Here is a 20411-nt window from a genome sequence, read left to right as displayed (position 1 = left end):
TGAATGGGGAGTGCCGCGCGCAATTTAAACCGCCCACCCGGCCTTTCCCGGCCGCAATCGAAAATCCCCGTCTAAATTACTGATATGCAACACTTTGGTGTGCAGTGATCGGCAGTTGAGTTTTTACGAGGATTCGCGATGGACGAGGCTAAAGAAAACAACGACGGCAAAATGGAAGTTGTAAAATTTCTGTATCAGAAATTCCTAGACGATGGAATCGCGCAGGAAGATATGATTGTATTCAATCATTACCTTTCCGATGCAATCAAGTCGCATGGAAAAGGACTTAGCTCCAACAACCCCGCTAATTTTCTAAAGGATATTCTAAGATCGGATGTCCGCAACAATAGATGGCCACAAGAACTAAAGAATGCGAAGATTACCGCACGGCAAAAATATCGAAAAGGTAGGGTTTTCGCATTCGATAGCTACGGCACCAATCAGGTCGAGCCCTTTCCGGATATCTGCATTCTGCCCGAGGACGCTGCGCATCACGAAATTGAATCGGTATCTTTACCGTCATCGGCGCGAGCTTTGGGCCGCAACGACGAAGCATGGCTTATTCAAGTCTGCGTCCATCAACGCCTCGTACAAACTCATTTCGGATTGTACTCACCGCTCCGCGACAAAGCGATCGATCTATTCCATCTTCAAAATAGCGTGAAAATGACCCCCGAAATCGATGCCATTTTCCTTCTTAGCTTGCGAGGCATGGGAAAGGCATTGGTGACGCTCGAGGCAAAAAGAAACGAGCCCGTTTTGATGGATCAAATCAGGGCGCAAGCCGCCCTGATGGCGAAGACGTGCAGTAAAACCAAAGCCCTTTCCGATGTGAATTGGATTATCCCGCTCGCGGCAAAAAGCCAAACGCACGCCGGGCAACGTGTGGTCGGACTGTTCGAAATGGAACCGATCGATGTTAAGACGGGGGCCGAGGCTTACGCGGCCGATCGGGAGCACCTCTTAGATTTGAAGATCCGAAAATCCGTAGCTTATCGTTTCAGTCCGACAGTGTCGGGCATCTAAGTAGCGAACCCCGATCAAGCAGCCGGTCCCCATCTAGCCGTAGCAGCAATCGCAAAACATGATCCTGCCCGTCACAATCAGGCGGGCAGGAACGTAAGCATCCGACACGTCCAACATGCCGCCCGCCATCGCAAGGTCCGATACGTTCCCCCGAAAATTATCCAGATACATGAGAATGCTAAAAAAATTGCTCGCACTGCTTGAGCTCGCCACGCAAGACCGCAGCCGAGTTGCCGCCTCGAAACCAGAGCCAGAGCTCCTGACCATTTTACAAGAATTAAGCAGGCTGGAATGGCAATGGATGAGCGTCATTCACTCCGAAAACGATATCCCGCTTTACGTTGCCCAGCGCCTTGTCGCCTGCATATTAAAAGCGGAAATCGACACAAATCACGAAGGTATGATCGCGCTATCGGATCTCATAGTCGAAGACCCTTCCTATCCGACCGATGTGGCGATCGAGCACATCCGAGGCATGTCGGCGATGCGCGGTCCGTATCAATTCAACCTTGCCCAGGCTCCGGAGCAAATGCACGGAACTTGGGAGGGTAGCTTAGGCCCCTTGTCACCCATGAATGAAGAGCGACTTTGGGCCGCCATCGAGAGAGAACTCGGCGGATTCGATGCCGACGGAAGACTGCGCATGCATTGCCAAAACTGGGACGGAAGCCATATCGTCTGCAACCAGGGTTCCGCACACCGCTTTGCCTTATGGTGGCGGTTGCAGCAGCACATCAGCGATCTAAATGATGGGCGCATCAGAAGCCTACCTGCTACAGTCTGGCCAATCTCCCTGCGGGAATCGTCTATGGACGTGCTCCGATCTCGATTCCGGCTAATTCTATTCCGGCATTCGGACGAAATCGAACGTGCAGCAGGCAGTTCGATCGCTCGCGAGGCCGGATTTCTCTACATTAGGCCCTGGCATGGCGATGGTTACGACTCCGATCCGGCGGCCCTGTTCCTTCCCTACCCCTGGTGCATCGACTACGATGCCGAATGCTCCCGCACCCTTGTAGACCTTCATCGCCGCGTAGATAATTTGTTCGATTTGGGCAGGTATTTCGTCGAGCGAGCAGCAAATTACACCACATCTCAGTAGGACGTCCGAAAGCCCCCGTGTCCACCGCCATCATCGATGACGGTCGTGTAACGAGCGATCAGAGACTAAAGCAGGCCCAAGTCGTTTTAGGGAACATCTGCCAGGGCAGCCCCACGACGTGCATCGCGTTCCTTCTTCTAAGCTAGCAGGTCTTCCGCACGAATGCGGCGGTGCCTCCCCACGAGAACGCGAAGAATAGCCTCCTTGTCCTCCGCCGCGGCTTTCACCGGATGGCTACGCAAATCTGGCCGATTGCGGAATGTCCGGTTCGGCACTGGAATGGACGGTAGCGGACGCTGGGGTAGGTCGCCTACTGCCAAGTTAGTCGTTCACCCGCAGCGCTCTGAACAGCAGCTTGGCCTCGAACAGACCACCACGGCGGCGCGAAGCCATTTGGCAGTATCCACGCCCTCTGCAGTGCGTCAGTCTAAGACCCTAGAAAAATGATGTTAGGGTCGTTGGGATCATCGATCTCATCGATCCACCCCTCTCTGGAAGATCCGATCGTGAAGTTCGACATCGAGTTTTCATAATATTCGGCGCTATCGATTTGGAACCGATCACTGTAGGGGTTGGTGGCTACGTACCGAACGTCCCAATGCGTCTGATACCATTCGCCAGTATCATCCGAGTGAAGACCTCGTCCATTTTCAAGGACGGCATCAATCGCGCTAGGCGACAGCACCGTCTTCAAGTCAGTCTTTGGGTAGAGGTAATCAGCGAAGACACTGAACTGCTCATGTTTGTCGTCGTAATAGACAGCGCGCAGGCGGAGATAGTGCTTGGCCCAGCCGTTACCGGGTAGGGCGATAGATTCGAGCTTGGCCGCAATCGCCTCTATCTCAGTAAGGGCAGGAAAGGAGTGCCCAATGCGGCAACTCATGTAGAGGAAATAATCCTTGTAGTTGGCCGCCCACACTGACGGAGCCTGAGTCGCATAAATTTTCCAAGGCTGCGTTTTCGCGCTCTCAGGCATGAATTGGTGCACCAGCGGGAAAAGCTCTGGGATATTGAGGCGCTTTTCGATTTCTACGCCGTCCCAAAACGTAGTGAGGACCTTGCCGCTGAGTTGCAGCTCCTCGAGGCGTTTCACCACGCCGGACGACGGCTGGGTTGAACATGCGAGGAGATAGCCCTCTGCATCCACGGCACCGCACGCGTCAACAATGTCAACGACGTCGGGAAGGCCGACTGAGCCGCCACCATGCGCCTTGTGCTTGCAGCTCACCAGCCACTTGCGGGAGAAAGGTGCGAGCATCCCCGCTGCCCTTTCGGTTGCGACAAGGTCCCGCCCACCGTCAGGTCCCACACCGGTCCAATGCACCTCAAACCCGCTCCGGATGAGCATCTCCCGAACGAGCTGTTCAAAGCGGACACCGTCCGATGGAAGTTCCTTAAAGTCGAGCATAGCTACTTCGTCGCGCGATGCGCAATCCGTGTCAACAAGGTTACAAGACCGCAGATTGGCGGCGAGTTCACCCCGCAATCGATGCTGAGCTTACGCCCCCCCAAAAAAATTTGAGCCACCCGTATAGCAGCTGACGCCCAAGTTGGATCGTCCGCAGGCGGAGACCGAAAAGCGTTCGATCGCCTGGTTCTTCTGAAACCTCCCGTTATCGCATTGTCTGTAAAGACGGCTTGGTCTCAGCCCCAGGCATAAGTAGAATGTCCGCTCATAAACGCGATAATATCGCTGTTGAACGGCTTGGATGAGGCGCACTGCCGACCTACGGCTTGAGCTGTGATCGGTCCATCGGCTGCTAGCCGTGAGGAAACGGGCGGCTTTCCGATGATAGCGGTGAAATTGCTGCCGTTTTGTTGGCCAACGTGGCGGGCATGGCGTGGGTTCGTTATGTTGCCCGAATGAACGATAGACAGCGGGAAATTTGCAATCGGTTCGGCGCTGATTTCGTGCCCTCCGATGATAACCTCATTGTGGGCATCTCAAAGGGTGCCCTGAAAGACGAAGTTCCTCTTCACGGCCTTCGCCATCCTCCCGATCAAGGGACGACCGGTTGGTTTATCTGGCAGGTGAATATTCTGCTGCTGCAGACTTCTTCCGGCCTGCGCACCTCTCACATCTGCAGGGATCATGCCCAGCAGCAGTCCCTTACCTTGCACTGCCGCCGGGGTGGAGGTTTCTGATTGCTCCCGGACACGAGGATGTGTGGTTTGACGAAAGCCTGCTCGCAGGTTGACCCAGCGCGACCACTATTCCGGATCTGCTGCCTTTCGTGTGGGCTCCGCCTGGCGATATTGAGCGTCCGGTTTCGGAGATGTCAAATCGGCCCTCGGACGACCAAATTGGGCGCGCTGCTGCCTGACGGGTCTACAAGAAGCGAACGACTGGTTTCGGCGTGAGCCGACCTTCCCATATCGGCGTTGGAACATCACAAACCATTCAGCAGGTGCCTCCTGGCAAGATGAAGCGTTTGACAGCCGCCATCCAGGATCGCCTTCCAATACAGCGGTAAGCCCTGACGCACCGGAGAGGCGCGCCTATCACCTCGGCGGCTTCGCCCCGTTAGCGACACAGAAACGCACCACAAGGCCTGAAGGAATCCACAATTCTGCCCGATCTCAAAACATTTCTTGACGCATCGTCCGCGATGAAAGAAACCACTCTTGGTTCACGATGAGAAATTATACGAACTTCACCACAACAAAAGGAGGTTAAATTGGGGCCAATTGACTTTTTTTCGTGATTTTTAAATTTTATAATCAAATTCTTATCAAAACTATTCGAAGTACGTAAGCGCACCACTTTCTCCATAAGCAAGCTTTCCACGCCGCCGCGTAACGGCTGTCGCTGTGATGGCGCGGGCGGGCAGGCCCGCTTATACTGCCTTGCGGGAAGTGCGCGCGCCGGACAGCAATCGCGTCCACGACCACTTGCGCAGGATCACGCGGGCCGCGAACATGACCGTCAGGGTGAGTACGAAAGCGATGATTGCCCCCGGAAGCTCACCCGCACGCTTGTAGATCAACTCCTTGGCCCCCGCGATCAGGAAAGGGTGCCAGAGGTAGAAGTAGAGCGAATCGTATCCAATCGAATGTGCCAGCGGCACCGGGATTCGCGTGCTCAGCAGGATCGGCAGGCCGGCAATGAGCGCTAAGTTCAGGATCGCATAAGGGATGATCTCCGCCATGCCGGCGGGATGGGCGTAACAGGCCTGGAAGCCCGCAAACCCCGCCAGGATCAGGATCGCCACCCACAGCGGGGAAAAGCGCCTGCCCGACTGTCTCAGCCAGTAGCCGAAGGCGAAGAACGGCATCATCGTCAGGTAGCGCTGGTCCGGCAGGGAATATCGGTCCAGCGGCCCGACGTGGTGAGACAGGCCGAATGCCACCATGCCAAAAGCGCCCAGCACCAGCGCGATCGCCAGGAAGATCGCCGGGTTCACGCGGCGAAGCAGCCAGGCGAGCACCACGAAGGCGAAGAACACCGGAACATACCAGGTGTGATAAGGCGGCTTGAGCAACATCTCGCCCAGCATCGCCATGCTCAGGCCCGTCTTCAGCCCCGTCAGCAGGACATAGGCCACGGAAGCCAGGAACCAGGGCAGAAGCAGGCGCGTGTCATACTTGGAGATCAGCGAGCGGAAGGTTTCCCGCTGGAGACTGGCGGAGGTCAGCAGGTATCCTCCCAGCCCCAGGAACAAGGGCATGTGGAAGGAATAGATGCCCCATTTCACGGCATTCCCGCTGACGCTGGCCGTGAACAGGTGGCCCACGATCACCAGCAGGATCAGCCCACCCTTGAGGCTGTCTATGGCGGGGTTGTACCCCTCTTTCGGACCGGAAACGCGCGATGCTGCCTGCGGAGACGGTGTTTGCATCGGTTCGCGTTTCTCCGTGTTTGCTGCGCCGCAATCCGCTTAGTGCGGCAATTGCCCGAGCTTCAACCCGGAGCGACGAGTCGGCCCCTCCTTGCGATGGGAAGAGCGGATCGGCAGGATATCCGCTTCAGGCCCGCCCTCCCAACATCTCTTAAGTTCCTGACGATGCTCACCAACACCGGACATGTCGCCAAACGAAACGCCCCGGAAGCCTAGGCTTCCGGGGCGTTGAAAACTACGTCATGCGCAGCCTTACTGGCAGGCGAGGCACTCGTCGTAATCGGTTGTCTCGCCGATCTCGAACTTGGGTGCTTCCGGCGTGTTGTCCGCCTCTACACCGCCTGCGAAGCCCGCGCGCTGCACCGACTTCGAGCGCAGGTAGTAGAGCGACTTGATGCCCTTTTCCCATGCCTGGAAGTGCAGCATCATCAGGTCCCACTTGTCGACATCCGCAGGGATGAACAGGTTCAGCGACTGGGCCTGGTCGATGTAGGGCGTGCGATCCGCCGCGAATTCGAGCAGCCAGCGCTGGTCGATCTCGAAGCTGGTCTTGTAGACGGCCTTCTCGTCCGGCGTCAGGAAGTCGAGGTGCTGGACCGAACCGCCGCGTTCGAGGATCGAGTTCCAGACGTTGTTGGAATCCTTGCTCTTCGAAGCCAGCAGCTTCTGGAGGTAGGGGTTCTTCACAACGAACGAGCCCGAGAGCGTCTTGTGGGTATAGATGTTGGCCGGGATCGGCTCGATGCAGGCCGAAGTACCGCCGCAGATGATCGAGATCGACGCGGTGGGCGCGATCGCCATCTTGCAGCTGAAGCGCTGCATCACGCCCATGTCCGCGGCATCCGGGCACGGTCCACGCTCGTTGGCGAGCAGCAGCGATGCCTCGTCCGCCTTGGCGGCGATGAGCTGGAACATCTGCATGTTCAGCGCCTTGGCCATCGCGCTCTCGAAGGCGATGCCGCGCTTCTGGAGGTACGAGTGGAAGCCCATCACGCCCATGCCGACCGAACGTTCGCGCGCAGCGGAGTAGCGTGCGCGGGCCATCTCGTCGGGCGCACGGTCGATATAGTCCTGCAGGACGTTGTCGAGGAAGCGCAGCACGTCTTCGACGAAGCGCTTCTCGCCCTTCCACTCTTCCCAGGTTTCCAGGTTGAGCGAGGAGAGGCAGCACACGGCCGTGCGGTCGTTACCGAGATGGTCGCGGCCGGTCGGCAGCGTGATTTCCGAGCACAGGTTCGAGGTCGAGACCTTGAGGCCGAGATCGCGGTGATGCTTGGGCATCATGCGGTTCACGGTGTCGGAGAAGACGAGGTAAGGCTCACCGGTGGCGAGGCGGACCTCGACCAGCTTCTGGAACAGCGAGCGGGCGTGGACGGTGCCCCGCACCGAGCCGTCCTTGGGGCTCTTGAGGTCGAAGTCCTTGCCGTCGCGCACGGCTTCCATGAACTCGTCGGTCAGCAGCACGCCGTGGTGCAGGTTGAGCGCCTTGCGGTTGAAGTCGCCCGAAGTCTTGCGGATTTCGAGGAACTCCTCGATCTCGGGGTGCGAGACGTCGAGGTAGCAGGCGGCCGAGCCACGACGCAGCGAGCCCTGCGAGATCGCCAGGGTCAGCGAATCCATCACGCGCACGAAGGGAATGATGCCGCTGGTCTTGCCGTTGAGGCCGACCGGCTCGCCGATGCCGCGCACGTTGCCCCAGTAGGTGCCGATGCCGCCGCCGCGCGAAGCGAGCCAGACGTTTTCGGTCCACGTGGCCAGAATGCCTTCGAGGCTGTCATCCACCGAGTTGAGGTAGCACGAGATGGGCAGGCCCCGGCCCGTACCGCCGTTCGAGAGGACGGGGGTGGCCGGCATGAACCACAGCTTCGAGATGTAGTCGTAGATGCGCTGCGCGTGGTCCTGATCGTCCGAGTAGGCATCGGCCACGCGGGCGAAGAGGTCCTGATACTTCTCGCCGGGGAGCAGGTAGCGGTCGTCGAGCGTTTCCTTGCCGAAGTCGGTCAGCAGCGCGTCACGCGCATCGTCGGTGACGATGGTGAAACGACGTGCGTTGATCGATTTCGAATCGACGGGCTTGCGGCTCTTCTCAGCGGGTGCTTCAGCAGGCGCGGCAACGGCCGCGAGCAAGGCTTCGGCCACAAGAGCGGCCGTAGCGGTATCGGTCTTGTCCATCGCGATTGCCGGGCTCTCGCCCGCCTCCTTTTCCTTTTTCGCCGCCGGTTTCCTGGCGGGCCTGGGAGCCGCTTCGGGCTTGGGGGCCGCTACCTTGGCAACCTGGGGCGAAGTCTCGAAACCGGGCATTTCAACCTGCCCGTCATCCTGAATCATATCTTCCTGCATCACGTCGGAGCTGTCTAAGTCAGCGTTGTTTCTGAAATCCAATTGTCGCCCCCCGTTTGCTCGTACCAGCGTCATCGAAGCGCCAAAAAGCGCGTCCAGCATTGCACCGGGGTCGGTTCGGACCGGGGCGATTCGTCAGGGCGAAGAGCCCACCGACATACCACCACCGGTACGATAGAGAACGATAATCCCCTGACCGACCCGGCGCGCGGTGCCACCTTGCGGTATTCACCTTGCAGTATCACGGGGGTCTCGAACACAGCAAAACCGTCCTTCGAGGCACCTGACTGCCCTGGAACGATTTGTCTAGGTCTAGATGCCCCGCCATCGACGCGCCACAACCCATAGTGCCTGTTCTGGATTTTGACGCAAGAGGGTGACTCTCTCCCGCAAGGCGGCAAAGCCGCGCCCCTTTACAGCGCAGGCCATGGCGCGACGCGTGGGAACTCCTTCACCGGGCTCCGGCGCAAGAGCCTATTTCGAGGTCTTCGCTAAAAATTTTTCCACATAAAACGGCGGCGAAACGAATCCCGCTTGCGACGAAACGAGTCGCCGGAATCTCGTGATTCAACCTGTGTCGAGACACTTGCCCCGCCTGTCCCCATATCTTTGGAGAAGTGGATACGTCCATCCGGCGCCGGACGGAGCATATGCGCGCTTCGCCGACCGGCCGTTGCAACCGCCGCGCGATTCGCGATTTCTACGAACCGCAAGGTCGCAGCGTCATTTTTCGAGGAATCAGCTACCCATGTTCAACATCATCGGCGCCATCATCAGCGGGCTCATCATCGGCGTGCTGGCGCGTTACTTCTATCCCGGCGCGGTGCCGATGACCTGGCTCGCCACGATCCTGCTGGGCATCGGCGGCTCGCTCGTCGCCGGTCTCGTGACCACGCGCGGCAGCGCCGACTTCCAGCGCGCCGGCTGCCTCGCCTCGGTGATCGGCGCGATCGTGCTGATCTTCATCGGACGCGCGCTCGGCATCGGAATGTAACGCCGCGGGATGTAACGCCGCCGCCGGTACCTCTGCCGGAAAAAACGGGCGAGCCCGCCCGGCGCCGCGGCCATGGCGCCGGACGGGCTCGCCCCGTATCGCCTTACCTGTTCAGTTCAGCCTCGATCGCATCGACCAGCAGCGGGTCCTGCGGCGCGGTGCCCGGCGCAAAGCGGCCGACGACTTCGCCATCGCGCGAGATCAGGAACTTCTCGAAGTTCCACAGCACTTCGGGATCGTCGTTCGGAGTCATTCCGTAGCCCTTGAAGCGCTCCTTCATGCCTTCGACATCGCCCTGCTTGGTGGGAACCGCCTCGGTCAGCGCGGCATAGAGCGGCTGCTTGGCTTCGCCGGTAACGTCGGCCTTGGTGAAGAGCGGGAACGAGACGCCGTAGTTGAGCTGGCAGAATTCGACGATCTCCTCGTCCGTGCCGGGTTCCTGCGCACCGAAATCGTTGGCAGGGAAGCCGAGCACTTCGAGACCCTGCGCCTTGTAATCCGAGTAGAGCTTTTCGAGGCCTTCGTACTGCGGGGTCAACCCGCACTTCGAGGCGACGTTGACCACGAGCAGCACCTTGCCCTCGTGATTGGCGAGACTGTCGGCGCTGCCGTCGATGCGGGTCAGCGGGATTGCGGTGATATCGGCGGCCATAGGGAAGTCTCTCCTGTTCGGATTCAGGCTGGGAACATGGGGTATCGCCATGACCGCCGCAAGACGGCCGCGCTTATCCTTCCTGTCCGAGCACCGGGGATATCCATTCGGGATCATGCACATAGGGCAAGGGATCGCCGGAGCGCAGAGCTTCCAGCACCGCTGCAAAGTCCGTCCCGGCCCGCCAGCCGATCAGGCGCCGGGCCTTGGCGGGATCGTAGACCCGCTCGATCCGCTCCGGCAGCACCCAGCCGCGCCGGGCGTATAGCTCCGCCGCATCGGGGTAATAGCGCGCGATCACGGCGCGGGCATCGCGGGCCAGTTCCGCCGCATCGGCGCGCACGAACGGCGGCGGCGCGGAAAGCACGAATGTCTCGCAACCCTCGATCCGCTCCAGCGCGGCGAGGTGGGCGAGCGCCGCATCCTCCACGGTGAGACGGCGGTTCAGCAGTTCGTTCGCCTTGAGGTTCGGCCCGGAAGGCACCGCGTGGGTATCGTCGTCCTCCGGGAAGAAACGCCCGGTGCGCAGGATCGCCACCGCCATGCCGCTATCGCGAGAGACGACGCGGCACAGGTTCTCGGCCGCCAGCTTCGTGGCGCCATAGACGTTGCGCGGTTCCACCGGGCCGAAGTCCTCGTCCATCCACCAGGCCCCCTCGGCGCCGGCCCCTGCGCGCACGTCGGCGCGGACCATCAGCGAAGTGGTGGAAGTGAAGAGGAAGCGCCTGTGCCCCGCACCCGCTGCCGCTTCCAGCAGGTTGAGCGTGCCGGTGACGTTGGTGTCGATGAAGGCCTGCCGCGGATTGCGCACGATATCGGGCTTGTGCAGCGCGCCTGCGTGAATCACCGCCTCGATGGCATGATGCGCAATCGTCTGGAACACGAGAGCGCGATCCGCCACCGAGCCGACGATTCGGGTATGCGCACCGGGCACGACGTCGAGCCCGATGACTTCGTGGCCATGCGAGGCCAGCAGGGCCGCAAGGTGTCGGCCCAGCCAGCCGGACGATCCGGTCAGCAGGACGCGCATGGGATCAGGCCCCGTTCCGATAATCCGCGATGACTTCGCCGCAACCGGCGAGTTCCGCTTCGTGGCCTTCCTCGCGCCATGCCTCGCCCAGCGCTTCGGCTTCCCACTGCTTCATCGCCGGATGTTCGAGCACGGCATCGACCCAGACCTGGCAGGTGCCGACATCAAGGCCATAAGTGCGGATGCGGAAGGCGACCGGCGCGAAGAACGCATCTAGCGCGGTGAAGCTGTCCCCCGCCAACCATGGCCCACCGAAACGGGACAGGCCCTCGCCGAAGATTTCGCGCAGGCGGGCAACGTCGCGCACCAGTTCCGGACGCATCGCCTTGGGCCGGACCCGCACGCCGACGTTCATCGTGCAGTCGTTGCGCAGGGCGGAGAAGCCGCCGTGCATCTCGGCCACCGCGCATTGCGCGAAGGCGCGCGCGGCATCGTCGGCGGGCCAGACGCCGGGGTGGCGGTCGGCCAGATAGAGGGTGATGCCCAGCGAATCCCACACCGTCCGTTCGCCGTCGACCAGCGCCGGAACCTGCCCGGTAGGCGAGAAGCTGCGGAAGGCCTCGTAATTGGCGGGGGCGGTGAAGGGCTCGATCCGATCGGTGAAATCGATCCCCAGCGCCTTCATCAGCACCCAGGGCCGCAGTGACCAGCTGGAGTAGTTCCGATTGGCGGTAATCAGTGTGTAAGCCATCCGGAACTCTCCTCTGTTTGAAAATCCGCCGAGGGCGGATTTTGCGGCACCGCGACTCTCAAGTCACATAATGCGCCGTGGTCTTAGCGGCGACTTCATCGGCCGTCACGCCCGGTGCCAGTTCGATCAGCCGGAACGGGCTCTGGTGGTCCACCCGCTGGAACACGGCAAGGTCGGTGACGATCATGTCGACCACGTTCTTGCCGGTCAGCGGCAGGGTGCAAGCCGGGATGAACTTGGGATCGCCGTTCTTCGCGTTGTGCTCCATGACGACGATGATCTTCTTCACGCCGGCCACGAGATCCATCGCGCCGCCCATGCCCTTGATCATCTTGCCGGGGATCATCCAGTTGGCGATGTCGCCGTTCTCGGCGATCTCCATCGCGCCCAGCACAGCCAGATCGATATGGCCGCCGCGGATCATGCCGAAGCTGGTGGCGCTGTCGAAATAGGCCGACTGTGGCAGTTCGCTCACCGTCTGCTTGCCCGCGTTGATAAGGTCGGGATCGACTTCATCGGCATAGGGAAACGGCCCGATGCCGAGCATTCCGTTTTCCGACTGCAGCGTCACGGTCATGCCGGTGGGCACATGGTTCGCCACCAGGGTCGGGATGCCGATGCCGAGGTTCACGTAGAACCCGTCCTGAAGCTCCTTCGCCGCGCGGGCGGCCATTTCGTCTCTGCTCCAGCCTTTAGTGTCTTGGGACATCAGGCGGTCTCCCTCTCGCGGGTCGTCATGAATTCGATCTTCTTGTCGTAAGGCGCGCCCAGCACGAGGCGCTGGACGAAGACGCCGGGCAGGTGAATGCCGTCCGGGTCGAGCGAGCCGGTGGGGACGATCTCCTCCACCTCGACCACGCAGACCTTGCCGCACGTGGCGGCAGGCACGTTGAAATTGCGCGCGGTCTTGCGGAACACGACGTTGCCGGTCTCATCCGCCTTCCACGCCTTCACGATCGAAAGGTCGGCGAAGATGCCTTCCTCGAGGATATATTCCTCACCCCGGAAGACCTTCACTTCCTTGCCCTCGGCCACTTGCGTGCCGACGCCAGTCTTGGTGTAGAAGCCGGGAATGCCGGCGCCGCCGGCGCGCATGCGTTCGGCCAGCGTGCCCTGCGGGCAGAATTCGACTTCCAGTTCGCCCGAGAGGAACTGGCGTTCGAACTCCTTGTTCTCGCCCACGTAGGACGAGATCATCTTCTTCACCTGCCGGGTGCGCAGCAGCTTGCCGATGCCTTCGTTGTCGATCCCGGCGTTGTTGGAGGCGAAAGTCAGGTCCTTCACACCGGAATCACGCAGGGCATCCAGCAGGCGCTCGGGGATGCCGCAAAGGCCGAAGCCCCCGGCGGCGATGAGCAGCCCGTCCTTGAGCAGTCCGTCCAGCGCCGCCGCGGCGCTGGGATAGATCTTGTTCATGAAATTCTCCCGTTTGGAGCGAACCTAGACAGCCATTCCCATTACGAATAGCGATTGTTTTTTATCGGAAGCGATAATTCACGCTTATGAAACGTATCGCCCTCTTTCACCTTGAAACGCTGATGTGGATCGATCGGCTCGGCACGTTCGCAGGTGCGGCACAAAGACTCAATACCACCCAGCCCGCCATTTCCGCCCGCGTGCGCGAGATCGAGGAGCAGCTTGGCGTACCCCTGTTCCAACGTGACGGGCGCCGCATGGTGCTGACCGCGCGCGGCCGCCGTCTCGTGCAGGATTGCGAGCCGCTGCGGCAGGGCCTCGAACGCGCCCTGCTCGATGCCAGCGACTTCGCGGGCGCCACCGGCACCGTGCGGATCGGCTCGGGCGAGATCGCGGCGGCAAGCTGCCTGCCGGACTTCATCGGCGCGATCGAACGCGAGCGCCCCGGCGTGACGCTGGAGATAGAGCTGGACCTCACCGCCCGGCTTCTGCAGCAACTGCTGGCGGGCACGCGGGACATCGTGTTCCTGGCGGGGCCGGTGGCCAGCCCCGGCCTGCGCACCGCGCCGATCGGTTCGGTCGAACTGGTCTGGGCGGCCAGTCCTGCCACTGCGGCGTCCGGCAAGTTCGAGGCGGCCGTCCCGGTCTGGTCGCTCCCGGACCATTCCCCGCTTCACGGCGTCACGCTGTCCACGCTGGAGGAGCAGGGGATCACGCCCGGCGCGCTCCACACCTGCAACAACGTGCGGATGCTGATCGAGATCGTCGCGCGGGGCCGGGGCGCGGCCGTGCTGCCGGAGACCATGGTGCGCGACGAACTGGAGCGCGGCACGCTTGTCGAAGTCCTGCCCCGCCCTGCGCATCACGTTCATTTCGAAGCCGCGATCCGCACCCGCGAGCGCGAGCCCGTGATCCTGGACCTGTTCGAGCGCGCTGCCCGCCTCTCGATCGAAACCCTTCCGCATCCTCGGAGTTTTTGATCTTCGTCATGGCAATTCCATGACCTTGCGATACCTTGGCCGGCAGACAACGGGAGAATTACCATGCGCTCGATACTCGTGAACGCCGACCGCAAGCCCGACAGCGACGCCCGCATCGCCGCCGCGGTCGAACTCGCCCGCAATCTCGGCGGTCATCTCACGGTGCTCGTCGATACCCCGGTTTCACGCTATATCGCCATGGACCCGATGGGCGGCAGCTACGTCATTTCCGAAGCGCTCGACAAGGCGCGGGGCGAGGATGACGCCGCCGCCGAAGCGATCGAGGCGCGGCTGACCCGCGGCGATATCCCCTTCGAAGTGATCCGCAGCGAGGAAGACCCGGTTCCCGCCCTTGCCGGAGCGGCGCGTCTTTCCGACCTGGTGGTGGTCTCGCGGTCGAGCGGGATCGCCGGACAACTGGCGATGGTCTCCCGCGCACCGGTGCTCGCCCTGCCCGAGGGCCACACGCTCTCCCTGCCGATCCGCCGCGCCTGCATCGCCTGGGACGGCGGCGAACAGTCTGCAAGCGCGCTCAAGGCGGCGGTTCCGCTGCTTCAGGGCTGCGATGCCGTGAAACTGGTGACGGTGATCGAGAAGACCGGCGGCTTCCCGGCCACGGACGCGCTGCGCTATCTCTCGCGAAACGGCATCCACGCCGAATACGAGGAGCACGAAAGGCGCGGCTCGACCGAGGAAACCCTCGCCGTCGCCGTGAACCAGTCCCACGCGGAACTGCTGGTGATGGGCGCTTACGGCAAGAGCAGGCTGCGCGAATTCCTGTTCGGCGGCGTCACCGCCTATTTCCTTTCGGAAGCGAGCGCGCCCGCGGTCCTGTTCTCGCACTGATCCGCCTGCCGGGCACGTCCCGGCCATATGTCCTCTGGAAAAGGGCGTCGGTGCCGGTCACCGGCGCCTTTTGCTTTCCCATTACGGCAATTCAGGCTTTTCGGATCAGATACTTAGCAAGGACAGGAAATTCCGCACCGCAACAGTCAACGTTTGCAGCGCTCCGGCGATCCACATCGCCTTGACGATTGCGTCAAGGATAAGCCGAAGCGCAGTTCATGTTCTAAGATGTTGTTTTTATTGATTCAGTCATTGATTACCCCGTGTAGTTACGCCCTGCGCAACCATGGTTGCACCGTTTGCAACCGTTCTTTTGTGTTTTCGCACTTGCACAAAAGCCTGATTCGGGTCATACAGACACTGCCTTTCAGGCATCCTCTCCCAAAACTTTCACGGCCCGGTCGGCAACGCCCGGGCCTTCTTTTTGCCTTGATGAGAACAACGTTCTCAGGCGCGCCTACCGGAAACATCCGCAACGGGCACGGGTTGGTTTGAAATCCGGGAAGCCGATACCTAGTTCCAATCCACATCCCGGACGGCCCGCGCGAACCGGCGCGGCGTCGGAACCGGGAGCACGGAAAGGACACCCATGGCGGACGCCCCAACCCATGTCGACGAACGGACGGTGAAGCTGCAGGTCGCGGCAGCCCGGCAGGAAGAGAGCGGCCAGGGCATCGCTCGCCTCTCGCGCGGTTCGCTCTCGGCGATCGGCGCGATGGAAGGCGACGTACTCGAATTGACGGGCAAGTCGGTAACTGTCGCCCGCGCGGTCCTCGCCTATGCCGAGGACGAAGGCCTCGAAGTCATCCGCCTCGACGGCCTCCAGCGCGGCAATGCCGAAGTCGGCTCGGGCGATCACGTTACCGTGCGCAAGGCCGAATCCCGCCCGGCGCAGCGCGTGGTCTTCGCCCCCGCCCAGAAGGACATGCGCCTTCAGGGCCCCCCGGCCGCGCTCAAGCGCAACTTCTTCCAGCGCCCGATGGTGCAGGGCGATCTCGTCGCCACCACCGGCCAGCAGCAGGTCGCGGACATTCCCCCGCAGCTTCGCCGCATGTTCAATGCGCCGGCCTATGCGCTGACGCAGATCCGCCTCAACGTCGTCTCCACGACGCCGCGCGGCATCGTCCACATCGACGAGAACACCGAAGTGGAACTGCGCGAGACCTTCGAGGAAGCGCACGACGCCCGCGGCGACGTCAACTATGACGACGTCGGCGGCATGAGCGACACCATCCGTCAGCTGCGCGAGATGGTGGAACTGCCGCTGCGTTATCCCGAACTGTTCACCCGCCTCGGCGTCGCCCCGCCGAAGGGCGTGCTGCTCCACGGCCCGCCGGGCACCGGCAAGACCCGCCTGGCACAGGCCGTGGCGAACGAGAGCGAGGCCAGCTTCTTCTCGATCAACGGTCCCGAGATCATGGGATCGGGCTATGGCGAGAGCGAGAAAGCGCTGCGCGAAGTCTTCGAGGAAGCCACCAAGGCCGCGCCCGCGATCATCTTCATCGACGAGATCGATTCGATCGCGCCCAAGCGCAGCCAGGTGCACGGCGAGGCGGAAAAGCGCCTCGTCGCCCAGTTGCTCACGCTGATGGACGGGCTCAACAGCCGCGCCCACGTCGTCGTCATCGCCGCCACCAACCGGCCCGATGCCATCGACGAGGCACTGCGCCGTCCCGGCCGCTTCGACCGCGAAATCGTGATCGGCGTCCCTGACGAGGCCGGCCGCCGCGAGATCATCGGCATCCACACGCGCGGCATGCCGCTGGGCGACAAGGTGGACCTGGGCGAGCTTGCCCGCACCACGCACGGCTTCGTCGGGGCCGACCTGGCCGCACTTGCCCGCGAAGCGGCGATCGAGGCGGTGCGCCGGATCATGCCCCGGCTCGACCTCGAGGCCCGCACCATCCCGCCCGAAGTGCTGGAAGACCTGCAAGTGATCCGCGAGGACTTCGTGGCCGCGCTCAAGCGCGTCCAGCCTTCGGCCATGCGCGAGGTCATGGTGCAGGTTCCCAATATCGGCTGGGCCGACATCGGCGGACTGGACGAAGCGCAACTCAAGCTCAAGGAAGGCGTCGAGCTTCCGCTCAAGACGCCCGAAGCCTTCCACAAGCTGGGTATCCGTCCGGCCAAGGGCTTCCTCCTCTACGGCCCGCCCGGCACCGGCAAGACGCTGCTCGCCAAGGCCGTTGCCAAGGAGGCCGAGGCCAACTTCATCTCGATCAAATCGTCCGACCTCCTCTCGAAGTGGTACGGCGAGAGCGAGCAGCAGATCGCCCGCCTCTTCGCCCGCGCCCGCCAGGTCGCGCCCTGCGTGATCTTCATCGACGAGATCGACAGCCTCGTGCCCGCACGCGGCATGGGCGGCGGTGGCGGCGAACCGCAAGTCACCTCGCGCGTGGTCAACACGATCCTCGCCGAGATGGACGGGATGGAGGAATTGCAATCGGTCGTGCTGATCGGCGCCACCAACCGCCCGGCCCTTGTCGATCCGGCGCTGCTGCGGCCGGGCCGCTTCGACGAACTGGTCTATGTCGGCACCCCGGACGAGGCCGGGCGCGAGCATATCCTCGGCATCCACACCGGCAGGATGCCGCTGGCGGACGACGTCTCCCTGCATGACATCGCCGCGCGGACCGAGCGCTTCACCGGCGCCGATCTCGAGGACGTGGTGCGCCGTGCCGGCCTCATCGCCATCCGCAAGCGCGGAGCCGAAGTGGAGCAGGTCCGCCGCGAGGACTTCGAGGACGCCCTCGAAGACAGCCGCGCCACCGTGACCGAGGAAATGGAGGCCGAGTACGAGCGCATGAAGGGCGAACTCAAGAAGCGGGCCATGGAAGTGATCCCGATCGGCTTCATCGCCCCCGGCATGGTCGAATCCCGCCGCGAAAAGAAGCACGGCGATTGAGCGATGCCGTCGTCCCGGACCCGGTCCGGGACGACGGCATCCTCCCAACCCCATCGCCCCTTGCGGAGGCCGCGCCCTTGCGGCACCTGCATCGCATGAATTCTCCCGTCCGCGCCCTGCTCGCCGCTGCACTCGCCCTCACCGCTGCCCCTGCCGTGCAGGCGAAGGACGTGCCGGTCTGCACCTACCGCATCGACAATGCCTTTCCCCACGATACCGGCGCCTTCACCGAAGGCCTCCTGTTCGATCAGGGCCTGCTTTATGAAAGCACCGGCCAGAAGGGCGATTCCCGCATCGTCGTCCGCAAGCTGGAAACGCTCGATCCGGTGAGGGAGGCCGAGGTCGATCCTTCCGTCTTCGGCGAAGGCCTGGTGGACTGGAAGGACCAGCTCATCAGCCTCACCTGGCGGGACCGCATCGGCTATCGCTGGGACCGCAAGTCGCTGAAGCTGCTGGGAACATTCTCCTACGAGGGTGAAGGCTGGGCCATGACCCGCAGCGGGAACACGATCTACCAGAGCGACGGCTCCGCCAGCCTGCGCCTGCGCGATCCGGCAACGATGCGCCAGACCGGCAGCCTTGCCGTTACCGCAGATGGCCGGCCGGTGGAAAATCTCAACGAACTCGAATGGATCGACGGCGAGATCTGGGCCAATGTCTGGATGACCGACCGCATCGCCCGGATCGATCCCCGGACCGGCAAGGTATCGTCCTGGCTGGACCTGACGGGGCTGCGCGAACAGGCTGGCGGCGCGGGCGTGGACGCCGTGCTGAACGGCATCGCCTGGGACGCCGCAGCGCGGCGCGTGCTGGTGACCGGCAAGAACTGGAACCAGATATTCCAGATCACCCCGATCTGCCCGAAAGGCGGCTGACTTGCTCCACCGGGGCGGTTCGGCTAAAGGGTAGCCCGCAAGCAAGGGAATGGATCGATGGACAACTGAGCACATAGCCCGTTTTTCCCAAACGCTATCTGCCGGTGTTCGCATGACATTCCTGACAATTGACCGCGTGGCCTGCTCGGCCCCCGACGGTACTCCCCTCTTCACTGACCTCACTTTCTCGCTCGGCCGCGAAACGCTGGGCCTCGTCGGCCGCAACGGCGCGGGCAAGAGCACGCTGCTGCGCGCGATCGCCGGGGATGTGCCGGTCTCCGAAGGAACGATCGTGCAGCAGGGCCGCGTGGGCCTGCTGCACCAGCTTCCGCCGGACGAACATGCCAGCGTGGCCGCGGCGCTGGGACTTTCCGAACAGTTCGCCCGGCTCGAACGCATCACCGAGGGCCGGTTCGAGGACGGCGATTTCGACCTCGCCGACTGGACCCTGGCCGAGCGCTTCGAAAAGGCCGCGGCGCTTGCCGGCTTCGCCGATCTCGATCCGCAGCGGACCCTCGCCAGCTTCAGCGGCGGCCAGCGCACCCGCCTGATGCTGACCGGGCTTCTGATGGACGAGCCGGACGTGCTGCTGCTCGACGAACCCACCAACAATCTTGACGAGGCCGGGCGCAAGGTCGTGGCCGACCTGCTTGACGGCTGGAGCGGCGGCGCCCTTGTCGCCAGTCATGATCGCGAGCTGCTGCGCCTTGCGGATCGTATCGTCGAACTGACCGGGGTGGGAATCCACATGGTCGGCGGCGGATGGGATGCCTTCGACGAACAGCGAAGCGCCGAACGGGCCCGCGCGTCAGCGGCGCTCGAACGCAGCGAGGACGCCCTGCGCCACGCCCGCCGTGAAAAGCAGCAGGAGGCCGAGAAACAGGCCCGGCGCGACAGCAAGGGCCGCAAGGATGCGGCAAGGGGCGGCGATCCGAAGATCCTGCTCGGCGCGCGGCGGCAGCGGGCCGAGGAGAGCGGCGGCCGCCAGCGCAAGCTGGGCGACGAACTCGTCGGCCGGGTGCAGGAACGGCTGGATGTGGCCCGGCGCGACGTGGAAGTGCTCGCCCCCATCCACATCGATCTGCCCCCCTGTCACTTGCCCTCGGGCCATACCCTGATCGAGGCGCACGGTCTGGCCTGCACGCGCGGCGGACGGCGCCTGTTCGGCCCGCTCGATCTTGTGCTGCGCGGACCGCAGCGGATCGCGATTTCCGGCCCCAACGGTTCGGGCAAGACCAGCCTGATCCGCATACTCGCCGGAATCGACCGGCCCGACGCGGGAGACATCCGCGCCGATACCGCCCGCTTCGCGCTGCTCGACCAGCACGTCTCGCTTCTTGGCGAAGGCGGTACCGTGCTCGATGCCTACCTGCGCCTCAATCCCGATGCCGACCGCCACGCCGCCCATGCCGCGCTCGCCCGCTTCGGTTTCCGCAATGCCTGGGCACAGCGCGAGATCGCCGGCCTTTCAGGGGGTGAGCGAATGCGGCTGGCGTTGGCCTGCCTGTTCACGCGCAAGGACGTGCCGTGGCTGCTCGTCCTCGACGAGCCGACCAACCATCTCGACCTCGCTTCGGTGGAGATGCTGGAGCAGGCGTTGCGGGGCTATGACGGCGCGATCCTCTGCGTCAGCCACGACGGGGATTTTCGCGAGGCGATGGGCCTTGGCGAGACAATCCTGCTGGGCGAGGGCTAGCGGGACGATCGCCCGCCGC

Annotated in this window: 16 protein-coding genes and 1 pseudogene; 9 read left to right on the top strand and 8 right to left on the bottom strand. The window is 62.6% G+C overall.

What is annotated here, in order from left to right:
- Positions 1-138: 138 nt before the first annotated feature.
- Together U9J33_RS02975 and U9J33_RS02970 are read left to right on the top strand one after the other, a co-directional pair.
- Positions 139-1026 carry a hypothetical protein gene (locus U9J33_RS02975; protein WP_324697755.1) on the top strand — a complete coding sequence of 296 codons (888 nt, stop codon included), beginning with the start codon at positions 139-141 and terminating at the stop codon, positions 1024-1026.
- 187 nt (positions 1027-1213) lie between these two features.
- Complete coding sequence (locus tag U9J33_RS02970) at positions 1214-2128, top strand: hypothetical protein (protein WP_324697753.1); 915 nt, start codon at positions 1214-1216, stop codon at positions 2126-2128.
- Positions 2129-2555: 427 nt separating this feature from the next.
- On the opposite strand, the gene U9J33_RS02965 is transcribed toward U9J33_RS02970, so the two are convergent.
- The gene (locus U9J33_RS02965) at positions 2556-3536 is read right to left on the bottom strand and encodes a restriction endonuclease (RefSeq protein WP_324697751.1); all 981 of its coding nucleotides are present in this window, start codon (positions 3534-3536) and stop codon (positions 2556-2558) included.
- A 428-nt stretch (positions 3537-3964) separates the two neighbouring features.
- On the opposite strand from U9J33_RS02965, the pseudogene U9J33_RS02960 reads away from it, so the two are divergent.
- Positions 3965-4326: pseudogene (locus U9J33_RS02960) on the top strand (immunity protein Imm33 domain-containing protein).
- A gap of 639 nt (positions 4327-4965) precedes the next feature.
- On the opposite strand, the gene U9J33_RS02955 reads toward U9J33_RS02960, so the two are convergent.
- Positions 4966-5967 carry an acyltransferase gene (locus U9J33_RS02955; RefSeq protein ID WP_324697747.1) on the bottom strand — a complete coding sequence of 334 codons (1002 nt, stop codon included), beginning with the start codon at positions 5965-5967 and terminating at the stop codon, positions 4966-4968.
- 252 nt (positions 5968-6219) lie between these two features.
- On the bottom strand, positions 6220-8139 hold the full coding sequence (locus tag U9J33_RS02950) for a ribonucleoside-diphosphate reductase subunit alpha (RefSeq protein WP_292636390.1): 1920 nt from the start codon (positions 8137-8139) through the stop codon (positions 6220-6222).
- Between the two features lie 916 nt (positions 8140-9055).
- Between U9J33_RS02950 and U9J33_RS02945 the strand changes: the two genes are divergently transcribed.
- Complete coding sequence (locus U9J33_RS02945) at positions 9056-9301, top strand: GlsB/YeaQ/YmgE family stress response membrane protein (RefSeq protein WP_054434636.1); 246 nt, start codon at positions 9056-9058, stop codon at positions 9299-9301.
- Between the two features lie 103 nt (positions 9302-9404).
- On the opposite strand, the gene U9J33_RS02940 is transcribed toward U9J33_RS02945, so the two are convergent.
- The 5 genes from U9J33_RS02940 to U9J33_RS02920 form a co-directional block, all read right to left on the bottom strand.
- Positions 9405-9953: a glutathione peroxidase gene (locus U9J33_RS02940; protein WP_054434638.1), complete on the bottom strand. Its 549-nt coding sequence runs from the start codon at positions 9951-9953 to the stop codon at positions 9405-9407.
- A gap of 73 nt (positions 9954-10026) precedes the next feature.
- On the bottom strand, positions 10027-10983 hold the full coding sequence (locus U9J33_RS02935) for an NAD(P)-dependent oxidoreductase (RefSeq protein WP_324697744.1): 957 nt from the start codon (positions 10981-10983) through the stop codon (positions 10027-10029).
- A 4-nt stretch (positions 10984-10987) separates the two neighbouring features.
- Positions 10988-11674, bottom strand: a complete 687-nt coding sequence (locus U9J33_RS02930; protein WP_324697743.1) for a glutathione S-transferase family protein — start codon at positions 11672-11674, stop codon at positions 10988-10990.
- Between the two features lie 58 nt (positions 11675-11732).
- Positions 11733-12383, bottom strand: coding sequence for a CoA transferase subunit B (locus tag U9J33_RS02925; RefSeq protein ID WP_185998182.1), 651 nt, complete (start codon positions 12381-12383; stop codon positions 11733-11735).
- Positions 12383-13090: a CoA transferase subunit A gene (locus U9J33_RS02920; protein ID WP_054434644.1), complete on the bottom strand. Its 708-nt coding sequence runs from the start codon at positions 13088-13090 to the stop codon at positions 12383-12385. The genes U9J33_RS02925 and U9J33_RS02920 overlap by 1 nt, the downstream gene beginning before the upstream one ends.
- Positions 13091-13176: 86 nt before the next feature.
- Between U9J33_RS02920 and U9J33_RS02915 the strand changes: the two genes are divergently transcribed.
- From U9J33_RS02915 to U9J33_RS02895, 5 genes are all read left to right on the top strand, one after another.
- Positions 13177-14070: a LysR family transcriptional regulator gene (locus U9J33_RS02915; RefSeq protein WP_324697739.1), complete on the top strand. Its 894-nt coding sequence runs from the start codon at positions 13177-13179 to the stop codon at positions 14068-14070.
- A gap of 63 nt (positions 14071-14133) precedes the next feature.
- Entirely contained in the window at positions 14134-14916 is a 783-nt protein-coding gene (locus U9J33_RS02910; protein WP_054434648.1) for a universal stress protein, read from the top strand.
- 589 nt (positions 14917-15505) lie between these two features.
- Positions 15506-17821: a CDC48 family AAA ATPase gene (locus U9J33_RS02905; protein WP_054434650.1), complete on the top strand. Its 2316-nt coding sequence runs from the start codon at positions 15506-15508 to the stop codon at positions 17819-17821.
- A 95-nt stretch (positions 17822-17916) separates the two neighbouring features.
- Positions 17917-18696 carry a glutaminyl-peptide cyclotransferase gene (locus U9J33_RS02900; RefSeq protein WP_324697735.1) on the top strand — a complete coding sequence of 260 codons (780 nt, stop codon included), beginning with the start codon at positions 17917-17919 and terminating at the stop codon, positions 18694-18696.
- 112 nt (positions 18697-18808) lie between these two features.
- Positions 18809-20392 (top strand): ABC-F family ATP-binding cassette domain-containing protein, encoded by a 1584-nt coding sequence (locus tag U9J33_RS02895; RefSeq protein ID WP_324697733.1) that lies wholly within the window; start codon positions 18809-18811, stop codon positions 20390-20392.
- Positions 20393-20411 lie beyond the last annotated feature (19 nt).

The sequence above is a fragment of the Novosphingobium sp. RL4 genome (genome assembly GCF_035658495.1).
Classification (GTDB): Bacteria; Pseudomonadota; Alphaproteobacteria; order Sphingomonadales; family Sphingomonadaceae; genus Novosphingobium.
The sequence above is the reverse complement of the archived record's forward strand: the minus strand, read 5'-3'. Positions and strand labels throughout refer to the sequence as shown.

What these genes read in the sequence shown, in the direction of transcription:
- U9J33_RS02920 (WP_054434644.1), bottom strand. Translation starts at nt 13,090, where the DNA reads ATGAACAAGATCTATCCCAGCGCCGCGGCGGCGCTGGACGGACTGCTC.
- U9J33_RS02935 (WP_324697744.1), bottom strand. Translation starts at nt 10,983, where the DNA reads ATGCGCGTCCTGCTGACCGGATCGTCCGGCTGGCTGGGCCGACACCTT.
- U9J33_RS02955 (WP_324697747.1), bottom strand. Translation starts at nt 5,967, where the DNA reads ATGCAAACACCGTCTCCGCAGGCAGCATCGCGCGTTTCCGGTCCGAAA.
- U9J33_RS02895 (WP_324697733.1), top strand. Translation starts at nt 18,809, where the DNA reads ATGACATTCCTGACAATTGACCGCGTGGCCTGCTCGGCCCCCGACGGT.
- U9J33_RS02975 (WP_324697755.1), top strand. Translation starts at nt 139, where the DNA reads ATGGACGAGGCTAAAGAAAACAACGACGGCAAAATGGAAGTTGTAAAA.
- U9J33_RS02910 (WP_054434648.1), top strand. Translation starts at nt 14,134, where the DNA reads ATGCGCTCGATACTCGTGAACGCCGACCGCAAGCCCGACAGCGACGCC.
- U9J33_RS02905 (WP_054434650.1), top strand. Translation starts at nt 15,506, where the DNA reads ATGGCGGACGCCCCAACCCATGTCGACGAACGGACGGTGAAGCTGCAG.
- U9J33_RS02900 (WP_324697735.1), top strand. Translation starts at nt 17,917, where the DNA reads ATGAATTCTCCCGTCCGCGCCCTGCTCGCCGCTGCACTCGCCCTCACC.
- U9J33_RS02940 (WP_054434638.1), bottom strand. Translation starts at nt 9,953, where the DNA reads ATGGCCGCCGATATCACCGCAATCCCGCTGACCCGCATCGACGGCAGC.
- U9J33_RS02925 (WP_185998182.1), bottom strand. Translation starts at nt 12,383, where the DNA reads ATGTCCCAAGACACTAAAGGCTGGAGCAGAGACGAAATGGCCGCCCGC.
- U9J33_RS02950 (WP_292636390.1), bottom strand. Translation starts at nt 8,139, where the DNA reads ATGGACAAGACCGATACCGCTACGGCCGCTCTTGTGGCCGAAGCCTTG.
- U9J33_RS02915 (WP_324697739.1), top strand. Translation starts at nt 13,177, where the DNA reads ATGAAACGTATCGCCCTCTTTCACCTTGAAACGCTGATGTGGATCGAT.
- U9J33_RS02965 (WP_324697751.1), bottom strand. Translation starts at nt 3,536, where the DNA reads ATGCTCGACTTTAAGGAACTTCCATCGGACGGTGTCCGCTTTGAACAG.
- U9J33_RS02945 (WP_054434636.1), top strand. Translation starts at nt 9,056, where the DNA reads ATGTTCAACATCATCGGCGCCATCATCAGCGGGCTCATCATCGGCGTG.
- U9J33_RS02930 (WP_324697743.1), bottom strand. Translation starts at nt 11,674, where the DNA reads ATGGCTTACACACTGATTACCGCCAATCGGAACTACTCCAGCTGGTCA.